Source organism: Scytonema hankhaensis NUACC26, from assembly GCF_045865695.1.
Taxonomy (GTDB): domain Bacteria; phylum Cyanobacteriota; class Cyanobacteriia; order Cyanobacteriales; family Nostocaceae; genus Scytonema.
This window is the reverse complement of the sequence record NZ_BAACAP010000241.1, coordinates 115,277-133,756: the sequence shown is the minus strand read 5'-3', so window position 1 is coordinate 133,756 and position 18,480 is coordinate 115,277. Positions and strand designations below refer to the sequence as shown.

Annotated in this window: 12 protein-coding genes; 5 read left to right on the top strand and 7 right to left on the bottom strand. The window is 39.7% G+C overall.

The window, feature by feature from the left end:
• Positions 1-145: 145 nt before the first annotated feature.
• From ACKTT2_RS41065 to ACKTT2_RS41055, 3 genes are all read right to left on the bottom strand, one after another.
• Positions 146-3,043 carry a DUF4347 domain-containing protein gene (locus ACKTT2_RS41065; RefSeq protein ID WP_407897362.1) on the bottom strand — a complete coding sequence of 966 codons (2,898 nt, stop codon included), beginning with the start codon at positions 3,041-3,043 and terminating at the stop codon, positions 146-148.
• Positions 3,044-3,845: 802 nt separating this feature from the next.
• Complete coding sequence (locus tag ACKTT2_RS41060) at positions 3,846-4,034, bottom strand: helix-turn-helix domain-containing protein (RefSeq protein ID WP_407897361.1); 189 nt, start codon at positions 4,032-4,034, stop codon at positions 3,846-3,848.
• 292 nt (positions 4,035-4,326) lie between these two features.
• Positions 4,327-5,499 (bottom strand): RNA-guided endonuclease InsQ/TnpB family protein, encoded by a 1,173-nt coding sequence (locus ACKTT2_RS41055; protein WP_407897359.1) that lies wholly within the window; start codon positions 5,497-5,499, stop codon positions 4,327-4,329.
• Positions 5,500-5,552: 53 nt separating this feature from the next.
• Between ACKTT2_RS41055 and ACKTT2_RS41050 the strand changes: the two genes are divergently transcribed.
• Positions 5,553-5,696 carry a hypothetical protein gene (locus tag ACKTT2_RS41050; protein WP_407897357.1) on the top strand — a complete coding sequence of 48 codons (144 nt, stop codon included), beginning with the start codon at positions 5,553-5,555 and terminating at the stop codon, positions 5,694-5,696.
• Positions 5,697-5,780: 84 nt separating this feature from the next.
• A complete protein-coding gene (locus ACKTT2_RS41045; protein WP_407897355.1) occupies positions 5,781-7,823 on the top strand; it encodes a primary-amine oxidase in 2,043 nt (680 codons plus the stop codon).
• Between the two features lie 86 nt (positions 7,824-7,909).
• On the opposite strand, the gene ACKTT2_RS41040 is transcribed toward ACKTT2_RS41045, so the two are convergent.
• From ACKTT2_RS41040 to ACKTT2_RS41025, 4 genes are all read right to left on the bottom strand, one after another.
• Complete coding sequence (locus ACKTT2_RS41040; RefSeq protein WP_407897353.1) at positions 7,910-9,163, bottom strand: hybrid sensor histidine kinase/response regulator; 1,254 nt, start codon at positions 9,161-9,163, stop codon at positions 7,910-7,912.
• A 114-nt stretch (positions 9,164-9,277) separates the two neighbouring features.
• Positions 9,278-12,418, bottom strand: a complete 3,141-nt coding sequence (locus tag ACKTT2_RS41035) for an ATP-binding protein (protein ID WP_407897374.1) — start codon at positions 12,416-12,418, stop codon at positions 9,278-9,280.
• A 239-nt stretch (positions 12,419-12,657) separates the two neighbouring features.
• A complete protein-coding gene (locus ACKTT2_RS41030) occupies positions 12,658-13,173 on the bottom strand; it encodes a DUF2267 domain-containing protein (RefSeq protein ID WP_407897372.1) in 516 nt (171 codons plus the stop codon).
• 649 nt (positions 13,174-13,822) lie between these two features.
• A complete protein-coding gene (locus ACKTT2_RS41025; RefSeq protein ID WP_407897350.1) occupies positions 13,823-15,268 on the bottom strand; it encodes a sensor histidine kinase in 1,446 nt (481 codons plus the stop codon).
• Between the two features lie 826 nt (positions 15,269-16,094).
• Between ACKTT2_RS41025 and ACKTT2_RS41020 the strand changes: the two genes are divergently transcribed.
• The 3 genes from ACKTT2_RS41020 to ACKTT2_RS41010 all read left to right on the top strand — a co-directional run bounded on the left by ACKTT2_RS41020 (position 16,095) and on the right by ACKTT2_RS41010 (position 18,327).
• Positions 16,095-16,664 (top strand): hypothetical protein, encoded by a 570-nt coding sequence (locus ACKTT2_RS41020; RefSeq protein ID WP_407897348.1) that lies wholly within the window; start codon positions 16,095-16,097, stop codon positions 16,662-16,664.
• Between the two features lie 160 nt (positions 16,665-16,824).
• Positions 16,825-17,364 (top strand): hypothetical protein, encoded by a 540-nt coding sequence (locus tag ACKTT2_RS41015; RefSeq protein WP_407897346.1) that lies wholly within the window; start codon positions 16,825-16,827, stop codon positions 17,362-17,364.
• Positions 17,365-17,427: 63 nt separating this feature from the next.
• Positions 17,428-18,327, top strand: coding sequence for a fimbrial biogenesis chaperone (locus ACKTT2_RS41010; protein WP_407897344.1), 900 nt, complete (start codon positions 17,428-17,430; stop codon positions 18,325-18,327).
• Positions 18,328-18,480 lie beyond the last annotated feature (153 nt).

The window sequence follows — 18,480 nt, the reverse complement described above, 5'->3', positions numbered from 1 at the left end:
GGTCCCCTCTGGGGTTGGGGGGAAACCCCCGCACGGTGAGCCAGCGCTGCAGGAGGGTTTCCCTCCGTAGGCGACTGGCGAACCCCGAAGGGGCGCTGCTCTTCGCACCACAAGAGAAAGTTGAATATTTTTTATTTGGAAGTTCCTAAGCGGTTTTCAAATTCACCTTAACAACGATATCGTTAAAGTCATTGTCACCACCACCAGGTAAATCTTCAAAACCAAAGCAGTTACTTCCCAACAAACGAATATGATCTGCTTTATTTGGGTTAGCGCCTAAGAAGGGCAAGTACACAGCAGGATCGTTGCTGGTATCGCTATCCAAAAGCATTTCTGCTGTACCATCAGCAATAATCATTGGAGCAAAGATAGCACCTTTTTGGAAAACGCCTGAGAAAGTTGTAGAACCTTGATTTTCGACTGATAGGTTAATTCCAGAGACACGTGCATTCATTGCAGCTTTGATATAACCTTCATCTCCAGGCATCAAATCTGCTTTCCCATCACCGTTGATATCGATACCACCTTTTGCATCAGCCATCTGGTAAAAGCAGACGAAATTCTTAAATGCTGCTTCTCTGTGAACGGTAAACTCTGCTTTCACTTCCGTTTTGGCTTCTCGCAAATCGATAACTTCTCCACCCGATGTACCTTGCAAACCAGTACCCAGGGGTATCTCTTCGTTTGATGCTTTAATCTTGACTTTCAGCTTTTGGAAGTCAGCACCAGCACCCTCAAGTAATTCATCCCAATCTAGAGAAAACTCTCCATTTCCTAAGTCTGTAGTCTTTTGTGTTTTAGCATCGGCAAAGAGGACGTTTTTGAATGAAATCTTACCAGACATGACACCATCAAGGGTACCGTCCTTAATCATGAAGAATTTTAGCTTTGCACCAGCTTTAAATTCCAATAGACGTGTCATGTCAGAACTAAACCCTTTAGGAGTATTAGCAATGGAAGAGAAAACCACTTGTGCTCTTGATAATGCAGCTTGGGCGTAACCTTCTGCATCAAGAGCAATTCCATCAATTGTTCCTTTGTCATCATCAACAACGCACACTCCCAACTCATTCACCAGCTTAGATTTGTGTCCATCAAGCTTGATGTGGAGTTTGAGTTTACCACTTTCGGAAGCATCACCTAAAAGGAAAAGATTATTAGGGACTATCTTTAAACTGAGTTTGACATTGATAGAACCACTAGTACTGCCGGAATCTGTATCATCAATAACATCTTTAACGGATTTTACGTCAATTGTCGCCTTATATGCTGTCGCGCTGTATTCTAACCCATCACTAACTTTAAACTTGAAGCTTGCGTACTTAGTACCACTAGCCTCTGCAACAGACTTAAATTTCAGTTTGGAAATATCCGCTAGTGCGATCTTTTGGTCAACAGTAATAGCTTCACCTTCATTTTGGATACCATCGTCATTGGTATCTTTGAAAAACTGACCGACTAGTGGTAGTTCAGTAATTTGTATCTCTTTGAAGCTAGTACCCTCATTACCATCATCATTATCATCACCTTCACCACCGTCATCGTCGCTATCGCTGAAGCCGAAATCTTTTACAGCAAAAGCATAAACAGTGTCTCGATCGACGCTAATAGTTGTGTCAGTAGCGGTAGGAGGAGTATTGTTCAACAAAATTTCCAGACCCGTAGAACCTCCAGCAATGTAAGCTTGGTTGTTAACTACAAACACACCTTTTGCCATACCAGTGGTTTGATAAGTCCCAACAGATTTAGGATCTACAGGATTGCTAACATCAAGGACTTGCACGCCCATATTACCATCAGCGATATAAACTAAGTTTCCTACAAGACTGACGCCAAAGACATTATAAGAAGTATCAAAACTACCTTTAAAAGTTGGCTTAGTCACATCGCTGACATCAATAATTTGCATTCCCGAATAGCCACCAGCAATGTAAGCATAATTACCTTCTACCTTGACTTCAAAAGCTGTGCTTGAGGTATTGTAACTTCCTTTAAGAACGGGGCTATCGGGGTTAGTGATGTCAATAATTTGTAAAGTTGATATTAAGCTTGATTCAGAAAGAACGTAAGCATAATTACCTTTTACAGTTACGTTTTTAATAGAGCCTTTTGCATTCTGATATTTACCTTTAACAGTGAGCTTAGTTGAGTCGCCGATATCAAAAATTTGTAACCCGGAGATACCTCCAGCAACATAAGCATAATTGTCTTTAATGGCTATGTCTTCTACAGTGGTACAAGAAGTCGAGTCGCTAAACTTGAACGCAGGATTTGTAGGATTGGTAAGATCGATAACTTGCAAACCTGAAGTATAGCTAGCAACGTAGGCATATTTCCCTTTAATCGCTACGCCTTTGACTTCACTATCAGCTGAGAATTTATATTTCCCTTTAAAAGTAGGTTTTTTAGGATTGGTAACGTCAAGAATTTGTAAACCTAATTCACTATCAACTGTATAGGCGTAACTTCCTTCTACTATAACTTTAGAAATCATGCTAGAAGAAGTCGTACTGGTGTAACTACCTAGAGAAAACAAAGCTAGTACAGCAGGATATGCAGCCATTGCTTCTGCTGTAAATGCTAGTGGTGAATTAACATTACCGCCTACATTGATTTTCAAATTCCAATTACCACCTAAAGCGACATTTCCTGTAGGACGGGCGGTTGCTGCAATACTTGCTCCTGTTAATTGGTGAAGTTTGGTAATAAATTCTTCCCCTACATCTCCTGCTGCTACATTACAACCATAAAGAAGAAGATTTGGGACATGGGATGATGTGGAAAACCAATTTTGTAGTTGGTTAGAATAATTTTTTAAAGTATGAAGACTCAATTCGCTATTTCCCAAGTAAAGGGTTCCAGGAGAACCGTGGGAGACAATGTGAACGCTTTGGATTAGACTTTCTTGAAAGAATACTTGGGAAATTTGTTCTACTCCATCGCTATTTGGCTCGAGAACAATAGCTGTAATTTCTGGTAGTAATCCTTCTAATAAAATCTCGTAATTGTCTACAGCACTATCAATGAAGAGAATGTTTTTCATTTCGGTCTATCCTGGAAACCACAATACAAAGTTATATATTTAAGTTGCCCAAGAAATTTGAAAAACTATCAGCTAAAAAAAGATTATTTCATAACAAACTTGGTCAATAGTTAATATCAATTTAATATGAAGCTGCATATTATTTTTACCCCTCCTAACCTCCCCTTATAAAGGGGAGGAAAATAAATTTCCTGTTACCCCCCTTTATAAGGGGGGTAAGGAGAGATGCCACAGATGGTAGAGTTTTTTCGGGAGCATCTTCATCTGAAAACGGTATAAAACATAAAAACCTCTTGCAATATTGAATATTTTTCAATATTTATGAGAGCGATAAGCCGGGTACGGCTTGCGCCAAGGGCGATCGCATTTATATATATTCTTTTTTAAGAGCAAATTTATTCAAGGAAAATGAATTCCTTGTTATTACCCCACCCTGACCCTCCCTGATGGAAAGGTGAGGGAATGAGAAATCCGATCTCCCCTTTGGAAAGGTTTTGCTCGGATGAACATCTACAATTCCCAGAATTTGCAGAGGGAACTGGAAACGCAGATCTCCCCCCTTTTCAAGGGGGGACTAAGGGGGGTAAATTGGACTTGTGTGACGCAGTAGACTTTGCACTTGCCTAATTCCCTCAGACGGCAATTCTTTGGGCTAGTTCCCCACTGGTATAAAATTATTTATAGTTCGTACTCAATCCAAAATCCAAAATGGTACTAAGAAAGCGCTCAGTCTGAGAAATCTATACACTGAGCGCTTAAGAACAGTTAAAACTGTATTTATACGACATTCGCCCTAGGATATTTACAACCTATAAGGTGAGGTAGGGCGCTGTCTGACTTGATAATCTGTTAACGAGCCTTGAAGAACTACAGTTCTCCCTCCTTTTCTAAAGGTAGGGATTTGTCCTTTTTGCACAGCCACATACAAAGCGCTCTGACTTATGCCCAAACGTCTTGCTGCTTCTGCCAGTGAAACACCGTGCTTTTGCATATTCTGTTGCCTTCCTTGCAATCCTAATTAGATTGCGATCTAATTAGAGTATAGCAAAATGATGAAGAAATGTTAAACAACTTAATAATTGCCAAAAAAATGAATAAAAATCTTCTTAATTATAAAGAAAAGATTAAATTCTTGAATTATGACTAATTCGATGAGAATCTAAATAGAAGCTTAAATTTCCTCTTAAAACGGGGTCAGCTCGTATAAAGACCCTGAATATAAAACAATTTTAGTACCTCCATAGCTTTTTGCTGTAGAGGTATTAATCGTAAGCTACCCCGCTCTAAAGAGACGGGGCTTTAGCCCAGTTCAAAGTATTTGTCGGAAACAGACTAAGCTGACCCTCCAACAAACAACTCATCCCCGGACTTTCGGGCTGACTTACGGACAACCCCAAAACTGCAATATTCAGACTGGCATTCCAGTCACTATCGGCTTCAAAACCACAATGCCCACACTTAAACGACTTACCAGAGCGATACGACTTGCCTTTAACAGGATGCACGTGGTGACACCGCGAACAAGTTTGAGACGTATAGGCTGGTGGAACCAGAACTACTGGCACGCCAGCAATAGCCGCTTTGTATTCTGTGAACAACCGCAACTGGTAAAATGCCCAGTTGTTTGTTCTACGTCGTTCGGTCTTGGAACGTGGTTTTTCGTTAAGCGATTCTCGAATATTGGTCAAATCCTCAAAAGCAATAGCAGCATTATTCTGCTTCGCTTCGTCAACAATTTCCTTAGAAATATTGTGATTTAACCACTTCTGGAACCTTTGTTCTCTGCCAGAGAGCCGTCTCAAGAGTCGTCTAGAACTCCGAGTGCGTTTGCGTTGAACATTGGCTCTGACCCTACTGTAACGGTCACGAGTAGCTTGAATCTTTTCGCCACTCCAAGATTTCCCAGTACTTGTAGTAGCGATGTCGCGCCGTCCCAAATCGACACCAATCACCTTGGGTGTCTTACCTGGTGGCTGAGTCGGAATATCAACAGCGATGTTGATATAGTAGTCGCCGCGTTTGGTTTTGTTGAGCGTAGCAGATGTAGGAGATTGCCCTTTCAGCAATCCCAACTGATAGTTGCCGATACTCAACTTAAACTTTTTGCGACCACTTATCAAAGTCACGCCAACAGTTTGAGACTCTTCCATGTATTGGAAAGTCCTAATATCCAAGTTGATAGACGTTGGTCTAAATGCGTGAATCTGTTTAACTGCCTTGGCGTTCCCAATCACGCGACGAATAGCTTGACAAACGTGATTAGCTTTCAATCCCGTGGATTCACGAACTGGCTTATAAACCAAGTGGTGAAGTTTGGTTGTGTTCCAGCACTTTTCACGTTTTGCCACTTCCAATATCTGGTTGCAAGCATCCGCAAATCCCTCCAAAGTTGCATCAATCTCTTGCCGCAACTCTACAGGGACTTCAATCTTGCATTTTACAGATATCGTTTGCACTTGAATACCTCAAAAACTCATCCAATTATAGCAAAGGACGAGCAATCCATGCAATGGGTTCCCAAGAATTTTGGACTGCCATTAAAATGAGCCAGCCACGTGCGCGGGTTCCCTGCATTGAGTGGACTGGCGTGGCACGAGTCGCGGTTCCTCCTTGGGCTGAAGCCGCAAGGTTTCCCCGCTCCCGCGTTTTCTAGATGAGATAAATCAGTAAAATACCTGCATAGGTTAACCAGATTTTTCCCTATATTAAACTGAATATTTTTGTGCAACAGAATCCTATGTTTAACTCAAGAGCGTTAAAAGAAAAAAACTTATGTGTATTTTGGCACAAGTGGTTAGCGATACCTATTGCCATCATTGTCTTCATTGTCATATCTATAGGATTGATGGAAGTAACCTCTGCTAAACAGCAAACGATTAATCATCCTCTTACACCGTTAACAGAGCTAGAAATAAAAACAGCAGTTTCAGTTATTAAAAAAGAGAAACCTTTGACTGAAATGGCAGCTTTTCCAATTCTAACTTTGCAAGAACCAGATAAAACAGAAGTTTTGAACTTTAAACCCAATCGTCCCTTTCAACGACAAGCTTTTATTGTTATCTACGAGCAAAAGCAAAACAAAACTTACGAAGCAGTTGTTGACCTGAAAACCAAAACCTTAAGTTCTTGGAAAGAAATACCTGATGTCCAACCAGCGATGTTTTTTTCAGAATACGAGTTAGCAGCAAAGATAGTAAAATCAGACCCGCGCTGGCAACAAGCTATGCGAAAGCGATCGCTGACAAATTTTCAGCAAGTTACAGTTAGCTGTTGGGCACCAGGAATCTTGTCTCAAGAGGAACACGAGACAGGCGATCGCTTGTGTAGGGGTTTGTCTTACTATAAAGGCAACAACTGGAATTATTTTGGTAGTCCAATTGAGGGAGTCTTAGCAACTGTCAATTTAAACACCCGTAAAGTAACGAGTTTTTTTGATAATGGCGTAGTTCCTTTCTCCAAACAAAACTGGAATTACGATCCTAAAACCTTAGGAAAATTACAACAATCTCTAAAAAGACTGACGATTCAACAGCCCAATGGTATTGATTTCAGTATTAAAGGTAATGAAGTGAGTTGGCAAGGGTGGAAATTTCGTTATCAAATGCATCCCCGTGATGGCTTGGTGCTGTATCTTGTCAGTTATAACGATGGTGAAAAGACTCGACCAGTAGTGTATAGAGCAAGTCTATCAGAGATGGTAGTCCCTTACGGCAATCCCGACCCAATTTGGTCGTTTAGAAATGCTTTTGATGTTGGGGAATATAACTATGGCACCCTCGCAACTACAATGGAGTTAGGTAAAGAAATTCCAGAAAACGGTAGACTCCTTGATGCTGTCTTGGCTGACGACAAAGGAAAACCCTATGTGATGCCAAAGGTTATCGGTATTTACGAGCGAGATGACGGTATGCTCTGGAAACACTATGAGTATATTACTAAGCGGAATGATGTTCGTCGCAGACGAGAGCTAGTGGTGACGACGACGACAGCGATCGAAAACTATGATTATGGTATCAGTTGGGTTTTTCACCAAGATGGTACTCTAGAGGTGGAAACCGATCTAACGGGTATTATACTGGCACAGGCAACAGCTTCCCAAAAGCAATCTGAAAATGAACTATATGGTGAATTGGTAGCAAAAAACATTTTGGGAGTCAATCATCAACACTTGTTTAACTTCCGTTTGGATATGGATGTTGATAGTCAGGCAAATCAGGTTATGGAAATGAATGTCAAAGCCTTACCTGTAAATGAAAAGAATCCTTTAGGAAATGCCTTTACTGTGGAAGAAACCCCACTGACAAAAGAAGCGATCGCAGTGCGCGATCTGGATATAAATCACAGTCGCGAATGGATGATTGTCAGTACCAAGAGCAAGAACGCTTTGGGTGCTGCAACTGGATATATGTTAATGCCGGCAGGAAACACTGTATTTTTTCCAGATGAGTCAGCGCACATTCGGAAAACAGCTACCTTTGCCAATCACCATGTTTGGGTTACCAAATATCAGCCCGGTGAACTTTATGCAGCCGGGGATTATCCCAATCAAACTCAACCTGCAAAAGGTTTACCGGAATATATTTCCAATGATGAGTCTCTCATGGGTGAAGATATCGTGCTGTGGTATACGATGGGTGTAACTCATATCCCTAGACCAGAGGATTGGCCTGTAATGACAACTCATCGTGTTGGATTTAAGCTAGTTCCCAGGGGATTCTTTCACCGCAACCCAGCGATTAACTTACCGGAAGAAAGGCAGAAGGTAGAGGGCAGAAGGTAAAAGGAGCATCCCTACTATAGCAATTCTAAATCATTCGTAAACAGTTAGATCCCCGACTTCGCATGAGTTGTCAGGGATCTGGACACTTAAAATACAAGAGGAATTTGAATCACAAATTCAGAACCCTCTGATGGGGTAGAATGACAACTCAAACAACCACGATGTTTTTCTTCTATTATCTGGCGCGAGATAGATAAACCTAACCCAGTTCCCTTACCAAGAGGTTTTGTCGTAAATGAATGTTCAAAGATTCTCTCTTTGACTTCATTTGACATACCAATACCGTTATCATGAATGCGAATAATCGCCGCATTCTCGCTCTCTAAAACTTCAGTTTTAATTCTAATTTGATAAGGATGAGTTTCCATTTCAGTATAAGGACGATACACGCTAGCTTCATTAAGTGCATCTATTGCATTAGTGATAATATTCATGAATACTTGATAAAGAGAGCCAGGATAACAGTGAATGAGGGGTAAATCGCCATATTCTCTAATCACCTCAATCGCCGGACGTTTTTCATTGCCCTTCAATCTGTGTCTTAAAATCATGAGGGTACTTTCTATACCTTCATGAATATTAACATCTAGCTTATTAGTGTTATCGGCACGAGAAAAATTACATAGACTAGTACTGAGGAGACGAAGACGTTCTGAACCTACCTTCATTGAGGCGAGCATTTTAGGTAATTCTTCTAATAAATATTCTACATCAATCTCTTCAGAATGCTGCTGAATTTCTGGTATTAAATTGGCAAAGTTTTGCTGATAAAGTCGCAAGTGATGACTTATATCTTGAATAGCCGCTTCAGCTTCATGAAGATTACCGCTAATAAAGCAAACTGGATTATTGATTTCATAAGCAATCCCAGCCAGCATTTTACCAATAGCAGACATTTTTTCATTTTGAATCATTTGAAGTTCGGCTTGCTGAAGCATCGATTGAACATCTTTGAGGCTCTGGACAAAATCTAAAGTACGGATAATAGTAATTTCTAGATCCTGAAAATCTATTGGTTTATTGATAAAGTCGAAAGCGCCTTGATTCATTGCTTGCCTAATGTTTTTCATATCTCCATAGGCAGAGACAACAACTGTTCTAAAATTATAATTAGAATTTCGTAGTTTGCTAAGCAAAGTTATTCCATCCATTTCCGGCATATTAATATCACTTAGCACTAAATCTATGTCTGGATGGGTTTGTATTTGTTCTAATGCTTCTTTGCCATTATTTGCAAAAATAAACTCATATTCTCGTTGAGCAACTTTTTTTCTAAAGTATTGACCGATTAAACGCTTTACTAGTAATTCGTCATCAACAACTAAAATTTTTGCACTCATATTTTTCTGATTTTCCTTCTTTTTATCTTAAATATAATCACTAGTCACTGATTACTGGTCACTGGTCACTGGTCACTGGTCACTGATTACTGGTCACTGGTCACTGATTACTGGTCACTGATTGCTTTCGTAGTAAGTTTCAGAGAGCTTTATCGGTCTGTTCCAATTGTGGACATCAGCAGCAAATAAGAAATTGGTTTGACACTTAATATAACTGTTGTCAAATTGCTCGCACAGTCTAACAGCCATTGCTCCAAAGCTATATCCTGTTTTATAATCATCAAGCACGCCAGCAACCAAGCCGTATCCAACATAACCAAAGGGAGATGAATCGCTATTTCCATACTGCAATGACAGTGTAGTCATCTTAACTACAGTAAAATTGCTTAAGGTTTGGTTTCCAATTAGATAAGCCGAATAGAACATAACCTGTAACAGTTTGAGCATTGCTATAACGTTAGGGTTGCTCATTTTAGGAGCATCAAGCAGTTCTTCAATTTGATGCTCTTTCAGATAACTGTTAACTGCATCAAGTTCTGCATTCACAGCAGCTTGTAAAGTCTCTGGCTCTAGAAATATGCTCAAACCTAGTAAATCTAAGCTGGTTTTTTGGATTGCGATCGCTTCAGCATACTTACCTTGAAGTTGATACTGAGTCATTTGTATATAATAAATTCCTACTGTATCGAGAACTGTGGCTGTATGCTTTAAAGCTTCTGCATAAAGTAACTCAGCTTGGTCAAAATTTCCTGATAAATACTCGGTTTCCGAACACTCTTTATAGAGTTCATAAGTTAAAGTATAATCATCTTTCCAAGATGTTGTTGGAAGTAATTCAAGACCAATTTTGAAATAGTGTTTTGCGGCTTGGTAAGCTGTAGAGAACTTAGCTTTCTGACCAGCTTTCAGATTTAATTGAGCAAGATTTCGCTTTTCCTGTTCTGTCGAAATTAAATTGCGACTCAAGTTAAAGTGATTCACAATTTCAAATATTTTTTCTTCACTCTCGACTGTAGAAGTGTTCTTTAAAAGCAATTGCCCAATTTTGAGGTGAGTCACCTGTTTTCTATCTTCAGGAATGAGAGAGTAAGCTGCTTGCTGTACTCTGTCATGTAAAAAACTATATTCAATTGCTAATTGCTCGTTGCTAATAGCTAATTGTTCGTATTGATTTGTCTTTAGCGATTCCTCTTTAGCTGGTTCGTTGTGGAAAAATTTATAAATTTCATTTTTAGGTATGATAAACCCTTCTTGCAGAGCTTTCCACAAATCCATTGCTGTCTCTGCTAACGGTTTCTCATACACAATAGTTAGCGTTTCCAAATCAAATCTATTTCCAATACAAGCTGCTAATCTCAAAACAGATTGAGTTGAAGCAGGCAGTTTTTGCAACTGCAAAGCCATAAACTCCACGACATCATCAGTGAATGCTATTGCTTTGACTCTATCGATATCGCACTGCCAATAACCCTCATCAAAATTAAAATTAATGTATCCATCTTCATGTAACGCTTTGAGAAATTGATTGGCAAATAAGGGATTACCTTTAGTTTTTTGATGAACGAGTTGAGTCAGAGGTTGCGCTCTTTGTGGCGAACAATTAAGGGTATCAGCAACGAAGTGGTTTAAATCGGATGGATTGAGAGGAGTTAAGACAATTGTATTCACTGTTGCACCAGAAGAGCAGATTTCTTCTAATGTCACTGTCACTGGATGTGTTGCAGAAACTTCATTATCTCGATAAGCACCGATGAGTAACAGATAATGTGTTTCTGTGTCACTCATTAAAAATTGCATTAAGTTTAAAGATGTAGAATCAGCCCATTGCAAATCATCAAGAAAAATGACTAAGGGATACTCTTTAGTGGTAAAGACTTGGATAAACTTCTGAAATAGTAAATTAAACCTGTTTTGAGCGGCGCTTCCTGAAAGTTCGGATACGGATGGTTGTTTGCCAATAATCCGTTCTAATTCGGGAATAACTTCAATAATGACTTGAGCGTTTTCTCCCAAAGCTTTGAGGATTTTCGTTTTCCATTTCTCAAGTTGGGTATTACTTTCAGATAACAGTTGTCGCATCAAATCGCGAAAGGCTTGCACAAATGCCAGGAAAGGTATATTTCGCAAGAATTGATCGAATTTTCCTCTGATAAAGTAACCCCGTTCTCGAACAATAGGTTTGTGAACCTCGTTGATAACAGCAGTTTTGCCAATTCCAGAAAATCCAGCAACTAGCATGATTTCTGCTAGGGAAGGATTTGTAGATTTAATTGATGAAGTCTCAATCGCTCCCGCAGCGACTCGCTCAAAAGCTTGCAGTAGTGTTGTGACTTCCTTTTGACGACCGTAAAGCCGTTCGGGAATTTGAAAGCGATCGCAAATATCTCGTTGTCCCAAATCGAAATTTGAAATAACCCCTGAAGTTTCCCACTGGTACAAGCAACTTTCCAAGTCATACTTTAAACCAATAGCACTTTGATAGCGGTCTTCCGCATTTTTTGCCATTAGTTTACTAACAATTTCAGATAAGGTTTGGGGAATATTAGGATTGAGGTTGTGTGCTTTTGGTGGAAGCTTGGCAAGATGCGCGTGAACCAATTCTATGGGATCGTCTGATTGGAAAGGAATTTGTCCTGTGAGGAGTTCAAAAAAGGTGACACCTAAAGAATAAAAATCCGTGCGGTAGTCAATTGGGCGATTCATCCGCCCTGTTTGTTCTGGAGAGAGATATGCTAAAGTTCCTTCCAAGACCTCAGCACTTGTAAGAGTTTGTGTTTCTCTGGGAAGTAGAGAAGCTATGCTGAAATCAATCAGTTTTATCTCATCTGTTATCGGAGCGATGAGAATGTTAGCAGGCTTAATATCTTTATGAATGACCCGATTGCGATATAGCTTATCTAGGATAGAGGCAATTTGAATAGCTATGTGGAAAAACTGCTGAAGAGATAATGTTTGTAAATTTTCTTTATGAGTTAGGTAGCTACTAAGAGATATTCCCCCAAATTCCATCACTAAAGCATAGCCGTTGTGATAGTTTTCCAAGCTGTAAGTTTGAATAATCCCAGGAAGATTGAGGTTTTTGGCAATGGTATACTGATTGCGGAATTTGACTAGTTCGTTGAAGCAGGGATATTCTTGACGCTGCAGTTTGATAACAACTGGTTTTTGGTCTAGTTCTCTAGTCCCTCGGTATACCAAGGTTCTCGCGCTTGAGTAGAGCATCTCATGAATTTGATACCCAGTCAGTTCTACCATTGTCATTGCCAACCCACAGGATTTCTGGTTACCGATTTATGATTCCCAGAAGTAGGTTGATACTAACAGCTTTGAATTGCTTACCTCTCATCGGTTACTTTCTTGACTCTCGATCCGGTGGCTCCGCCTCGCGAGCAGATTGAGCACTCTTAGGCGGAGCCTATAAAGAAGGCATTCCCAGGCTGAGCCTGGGAACGAGGTGAGGGAAGTCAAGGGCTGGTACTACTAACAATTAGCAATTAAGCCTTTTCCCAAAGCTCGCGAACATGGTCGGGTAACCAACTCGCAATTTCCTGAATTCTTTCTTGTGATAATTCGTCTTTGGTGGCAGAAAAGACTGCTTTGACAACGAGTTCGCGGTCTACATTAGCTTGCAATCCACCTTCATTTGCAACTCTGAATAAAAAGCGGTCAGAGTCGATTTTGAAAATACCAGGACCTTGCCAAGGTGGACGAACCCGGCTAAGCAATCCTACGATAGGATTGGTATCTTTCCATAGGTCTGCAATTTCCATTTGCAGAGATTTATCTTCAGTAATCTCAGCTGGTTTATGTAGTTCTTCTGCAACTCTATCAGCAGCTTCTGTTGTCATCAAGTCACGCATCACTCGATAAACAACTTCTGTTACATCCCTAGCATCAAAGATATCTTCAAGGTTTCCCTTGAGCCTGACCTTTTCTAAAAAAGGCAGATCTTTAGTAGCAATAGGAACTGTGGGTCCTTCTCGTAATCCTTGAGGAGGTTTTGCCTCCATTTTTTCCAGCATTTTTTGACCTTTTGGTGTCAGTTCTGCCTTTTTAAAAGTGATTAAATGAGGCAGGGGACCATCTGCTGCACCAAAAGTATTGGCAATTCTGAAATCTACTTCTTTGGGATTGGCGACATCGGGAACATCTTCCTGATTGCCGTAAGCATTGCCTGTAAATTCAGCATTGATATACTGCATTTGATTCAGGTAATCCAAATGACCTAAAAGATCTGTTGGGGTCATTTGTCTTCCTGTCAAGTCCGTTTCAGTGAATTCAACTTCATGCATTCCCTGCCCGGTTTCTTGTATTTTTTTTAGTATAATATAAGCAACATCTTCTCTAATGGGTATTGTCATTTAACCCTCCCTCATACATTGTCTTTAACGCATTGAAGAAGTCATTTTGCCAAAAATAAACTAGCAGCTTGCAAAACTACTCGGAAAGTCAAAGAGGATCAGAAAGTAGTCGCACAAAACTGCTAGATGTTGAATTTATGGCTCACTTCATCAAGCATTGCCATTAAGTTAGTGGGTAACGCGATCGCTCTACATCTATCACGGGAAACACCTATACATCTGTCATGAGTAGCATTTTATCAGTGACCAGTGACCAGTAATCAGTGAACAGTAACCAGTGACCAGTGACCAGTAACAATTAATTTTCTATGGTTGTTATGGGTAAAGTGACTGTGATAGTAGTACCGATACCTTGTGTACTTTCTACTTGTATATGACCTTGATGGTTTTGGACAATTGCTCGAGCAATGGCTAGCCCTAAACCAGAACCTGTTGAATTTTGCGATCGCATATTTTCTGTTGTATGTGTACGCGCCGGATCGACTCGATAAAATCGGTCAAATAGGCGGGGTATTGCTTCTGTAGGAATACCAATTCCAGTATCGATTACCTTAATTTGTAGATAAGCGTTGCTGTGACGCAACCCAGAAATCCGATTTGTTGCTTCTATACGTGTCAGGATAACATTGACTTTTCCATTGGGTGGAGTGTACTGTAAGGCATTGCTAATTAAATTTGTGAATAAACGGACTAATCGATCCCAATTTCCAACCATTGCGAACCAATTATCTATTAACTCATGATTAGTTTGCGAAGCGGGTGGATCGATTAATTCTAAAGTTAAAGTTATATTTTTTTCTCTTGCTAACAACTGTTGTTCTTCAATGACTTCCATTAATAAAGCATCAAGAGGACAAGGGGAAAAAATTTCTTTGCCGATACCGCTATCTTGCCTTGCTAAAAAAAGTAAGTCATTGACTAATTTCCCCAAACGTTGTGTGAGTCGTTCCACAACTTTTAATTGTTGTTTGTAGTGAAGGGGAGTTACACCTTCTGTTTCTGCTAATTCCAAATCGGTTAAAGCAACTTGGACGTTTGTTTGAATTAAGGCGATTGGGCTTCTTAGTTCGTGAGAAGCATCAGCCGTAAACTGTTTGAGGCGTTGATAGGATTCGCGCACTGGTTCGATGGCTTTACCTGAGAGGAACCAACCACTGGCTGCAACAGAAATAACCATTAATCCAGTCCCCAGTGCTAGGTCAACAATTAATTGATGACTGGGTTTGGTGACTTCAAACCAGGGATGACTGACGCGCAAATATCCCAAAACTTGCCGACCGTTTTGTACTCGTTCTGTGACTTGTCGAAGTAGGAGGGGAGGGGAAGGGGAGAGAGGGGGAGAAGATTCTACTTTCTTCTGCTTGTCTTCGTTTCTAAGAACTTTGACAGTCTCACCTGTCATATTTGGATGTAGTGGAATGTTCAGGGGTTGCGATAAAGTAGACCAAAGAAGATCGCCTGTTGGACTAAACCACTCTAAGTCAATGCGATCGTCTTCTACTGTGTCAGCATTGTTACGAAAACTGGCTTCTACATTGACGCGAAGTTGTCCTGAGTCTGAGGTGGCTGGTTCGATGACTAGCGATCGCTCGACAACCTCCACCACATGATTTAGAGTATCATCCATCCGTTCAATTAAAGTATTGCGAACGTACAAATAAACTCCACTAGCAAACAACAATAGAAGTACAGCTGTGATAGCAGTGTACCAGAGAGCAAGACGGCGACGGGTGACTTGAAACATAATGTTGATTGTTAGTGATTAGTTGTTAGTAGGGGCGCAATGCCTTGCGCCCTTACAGTGCGAGCAATGCTTTACATCCGTACAGTACTGTAGGGTGGGCAATGCCCACCATATGTAATTTTGGTGGACATTGCCCACCCTACGTATATTTCAATAATCAAATAGGAATCTTGTAGTAGTTTCTGAGTTGTAGAACCTGCTACTTGGACTTTCCAATTAAGAGCATACTTAGACTTATGTAAAGCTTCTAAGGTTCCTAGTTTTTTATAGTAAAACTTAATTATTCAACACTTAGGTGTCATTACGGAATTCTTTGAGCACTAGACTCTATAGAATTCAATATTCTTACTGAAGTCCTCTTTGAGTTTAAAAGGTTAAAGTCTTCTTGTAAAGCTGCTTTGAAGATGTTTCAAAAATAGCTTACAACTCAATCAATATTCCTTTTTGAATCATGATATGTTTTTGTCACTTTCTGGGTAATCTAAACAACAGAAAACAAGAAAAAAGGCACAACATTTCAGATTCACTTCTTGAGTTTAGTTTGTAGCAATAAGCAAACTGTCCGAACCTACAAATTCATAAATTAAAGAATGATAGTCTAAAAAAAGTGTTTTCTATGAACTTATGAAATTTTCAAATAGGAGGTGAAGTGTAAGGCTTTTGTAAATAATCTTTTAATTTCATTCTTCAATCCACTCTCGGGCTTACCAGGGAATTTCTATTAAACAATCATTATTGAAATCCAATTTATTTGGATGTGTAAGGAAACGAGAGTTCATCAAACTTACAAAATTGACACAATCTACCACGAGGAGCAAACTTTAAAATGAAAAAAGTTTTGGGCATATTGACTGCTGCTGTTGCCGTTTTGGGCAGTACCCTTTCTGCTATACCTGCGGATGCTGTTGAGCAAACGATCGAAGTTAAAGCAACTGTCGATCCTATTATCTATCTACGTACATTCAAAACAATCGATTTGAAGATTACTCAGGGAGATTTGGGAGCAAAAGACAAGGATTTTAACGCTGATGATGCTAATCAAACAACAAATGGTAATGCGACTCTAATCAAAACTGCACCTGCTAGTCTCAATGGTGGAAGCAGTGCCACATATACAAAAACCATCCAAGATATTTTTGCTGTTTGGGGTAACACTGGCACAAAATATGAAGTCAAAGTTACACCTGTTGTACCAACTTTGACACAAACATTGGCGAATAATGGAACCAAAACTCTTACCATGTCAGTTGCAAACCTGACTAACAGTACAGGAACCCTTGCTCCTGACTCACCAAAAGTTGGAACTGTAGATCTGACATTAACTAGTGCAACAGCAATTTCATCTGGTACTTATACCGGTGGTCAGCTGAAAGTAGAAGCTGTTGTAGTTCCCTAACCTAAGTTAGGGATGATTCTGGTGCAAGCACTCTGCTTGCTTCCAGAATCGTTTATGTACAAGGTAATGCTAAAGCCATAATTTGGAAATTTAAATACCAAATCTATATCAACCATAGTTAACTTTGTGCAAAAAATTACAAAATCCCAGAGATTGAGATATGAATTGTCAGCGCAAACTTAAAAAATATGTGGTTGTTATTGCAGTTCTTCTGGCTTTACCTCAACCACAAGCTTTAGCAGACTCAGCACCTCCAAGTTGTCCAGTTGATTCTTATGAGTTATCGTTTAGTTCAAGTCCTACTATTGCATTGAAGCCGTTAGATTTATTAGTCAGTGAAAAAGGGTTTGCAACAACTCAACAAGAGCTACTTGCTAGTCCTTCATTCATATATAATTCAAGCACCACTCGCGAAATATCACTTCTTTGGAGAATGCGAGTTAAAACAGAAGATGTCAGTTCTTTAAAAGCTAAATATACTTTGATACCAACAAGTGACAAACTTAATCCCTTTAATAACGCAAGTAAAGCCGAATCTTTAGGAATTACTCAGTCATCTTGCCCTGGAGATAACCAAACTACCGTAGTAGAGGGAGGCGTTAGATTGACAATCAATAATTTATCAACTATTGGAAAGGGCGAATACTTTGGACAACTGAAGGTATGTATAAGCCGCCAAGACAGTAACGAATGCCTGTAAAAACATACAATTCTATAATTCTAGAGTTATATTAATTTCTATTTAAGGTGTGAGGAATTCAAAGTGAAAGTGTTTAATATATCAAGAAATATATTGTTAAGTATACTTGGGTTATTAGCCATAGGTACATCTAGTGCTAGTGCTATTGAAATTGGCGTTAGTCCGCCTCGAATTGAAGTAGAAATTAATGGCAAAAACCGAACTCAAGCAATTAATATTATAAACTTATCTTCCGAGCCTGTTGAATTAAAAGCTTACGTTCATACTTGGAAGATGGGTCAAGATAATCGCTTAGAAGTCACGGAATCTAACGAGCAGTCTTTGGATCAGTGGATGGTTTTTACCCCTGCTAGATTTACTATTCCACCACGTCACGCTCAAACTGTTCGGTTTGCCATTCGTCCTAAAGTCAAACCTACCTCTGGAGAACACCGGGCTGTTCTCTATATTGAAGAAATTCCTAAAAACGAAGACAATCAAAAGGTCGTTACTGTTGGTCGTGTGGGTGTTGTCATCTATGGTTATGCTGGAGATGTTAAAAGAGTCGGTGTTGTTAACTCAGTGAATGTAGATGCTAAAACAAATGGCGTAACTGCGGCATTTGATATTTCTAGTTCTGGCAATGCTCACGTGCGGTTAAACGGTCAGTATGCAGTATGGTCTGCAGCTAGTTATCCGGGAGCCTCAGCAACAAAACTCATGTCTTTAGACAATTCCAAAGCAAAACTTCCAGACAACATATTAGAGGTAGCAGATATACAATTACCTCCTGTATTGGCAGGCGACCGACGTTTATTGTTGCTACCACTCAGTAAAAAATTACCGCCTGGTAATTATGTCTTAGATATCAATGGCAATATAAGTGGAGTAGCAATTGATAAAGGAATTCCCTTTACAGTTCCTGGTAAAGTCGGTACGACTCAACCCACAATAAAGCCTACAGCTTCTACAACTCGAAAGTAACTTTAACTTTTACTGCTGCAAACAACCTTAATTTTCAGGGTATGTTGATGTGACATTACTCCTGAGTTAATTTGCTGCTAAAAATTTTTACATCATGAATCTTTATTAACTGTAGTTAACAGCCTATATCTGCGCTGGTTATAGGAATTTTGT

What these genes read in the sequence shown, in the direction of transcription:
- ACKTT2_RS41045 (WP_407897355.1), top strand. Translation starts at nt 5,781, where the DNA reads ATGTTTAACTCAAGAGCGTTAAAAGAAAAAAACTTATGTGTATTTTGG.
- ACKTT2_RS41020 (WP_407897348.1), top strand. Translation starts at nt 16,095, where the DNA reads ATGAAAAAAGTTTTGGGCATATTGACTGCTGCTGTTGCCGTTTTGGGC.
- ACKTT2_RS41015 (WP_407897346.1), top strand. Translation starts at nt 16,825, where the DNA reads ATGAATTGTCAGCGCAAACTTAAAAAATATGTGGTTGTTATTGCAGTT.
- ACKTT2_RS41050 (WP_407897357.1), top strand. Translation starts at nt 5,553, where the DNA reads ATGGGTTCCCAAGAATTTTGGACTGCCATTAAAATGAGCCAGCCACGT.
- ACKTT2_RS41035 (WP_407897374.1), bottom strand. Translation starts at nt 12,418, where the DNA reads ATGGTAGAACTGACTGGGTATCAAATTCATGAGATGCTCTACTCAAGC.
- ACKTT2_RS41025 (WP_407897350.1), bottom strand. Translation starts at nt 15,268, where the DNA reads ATGTTTCAAGTCACCCGTCGCCGTCTTGCTCTCTGGTACACTGCTATC.
- ACKTT2_RS41065 (WP_407897362.1), bottom strand. Translation starts at nt 3,043, where the DNA reads ATGAAAAACATTCTCTTCATTGATAGTGCTGTAGACAATTACGAGATT.
- ACKTT2_RS41030 (WP_407897372.1), bottom strand. Translation starts at nt 13,173, where the DNA reads ATGGAGGCAAAACCTCCTCAAGGATTACGAGAAGGACCCACAGTTCCT.
- ACKTT2_RS41060 (WP_407897361.1), bottom strand. Translation starts at nt 4,034, where the DNA reads ATGCAAAAGCACGGTGTTTCACTGGCAGAAGCAGCAAGACGTTTGGGC.
- ACKTT2_RS41040 (WP_407897353.1), bottom strand. Translation starts at nt 9,163, where the DNA reads ATGAGTGCAAAAATTTTAGTTGTTGATGACGAATTACTAGTAAAGCGT.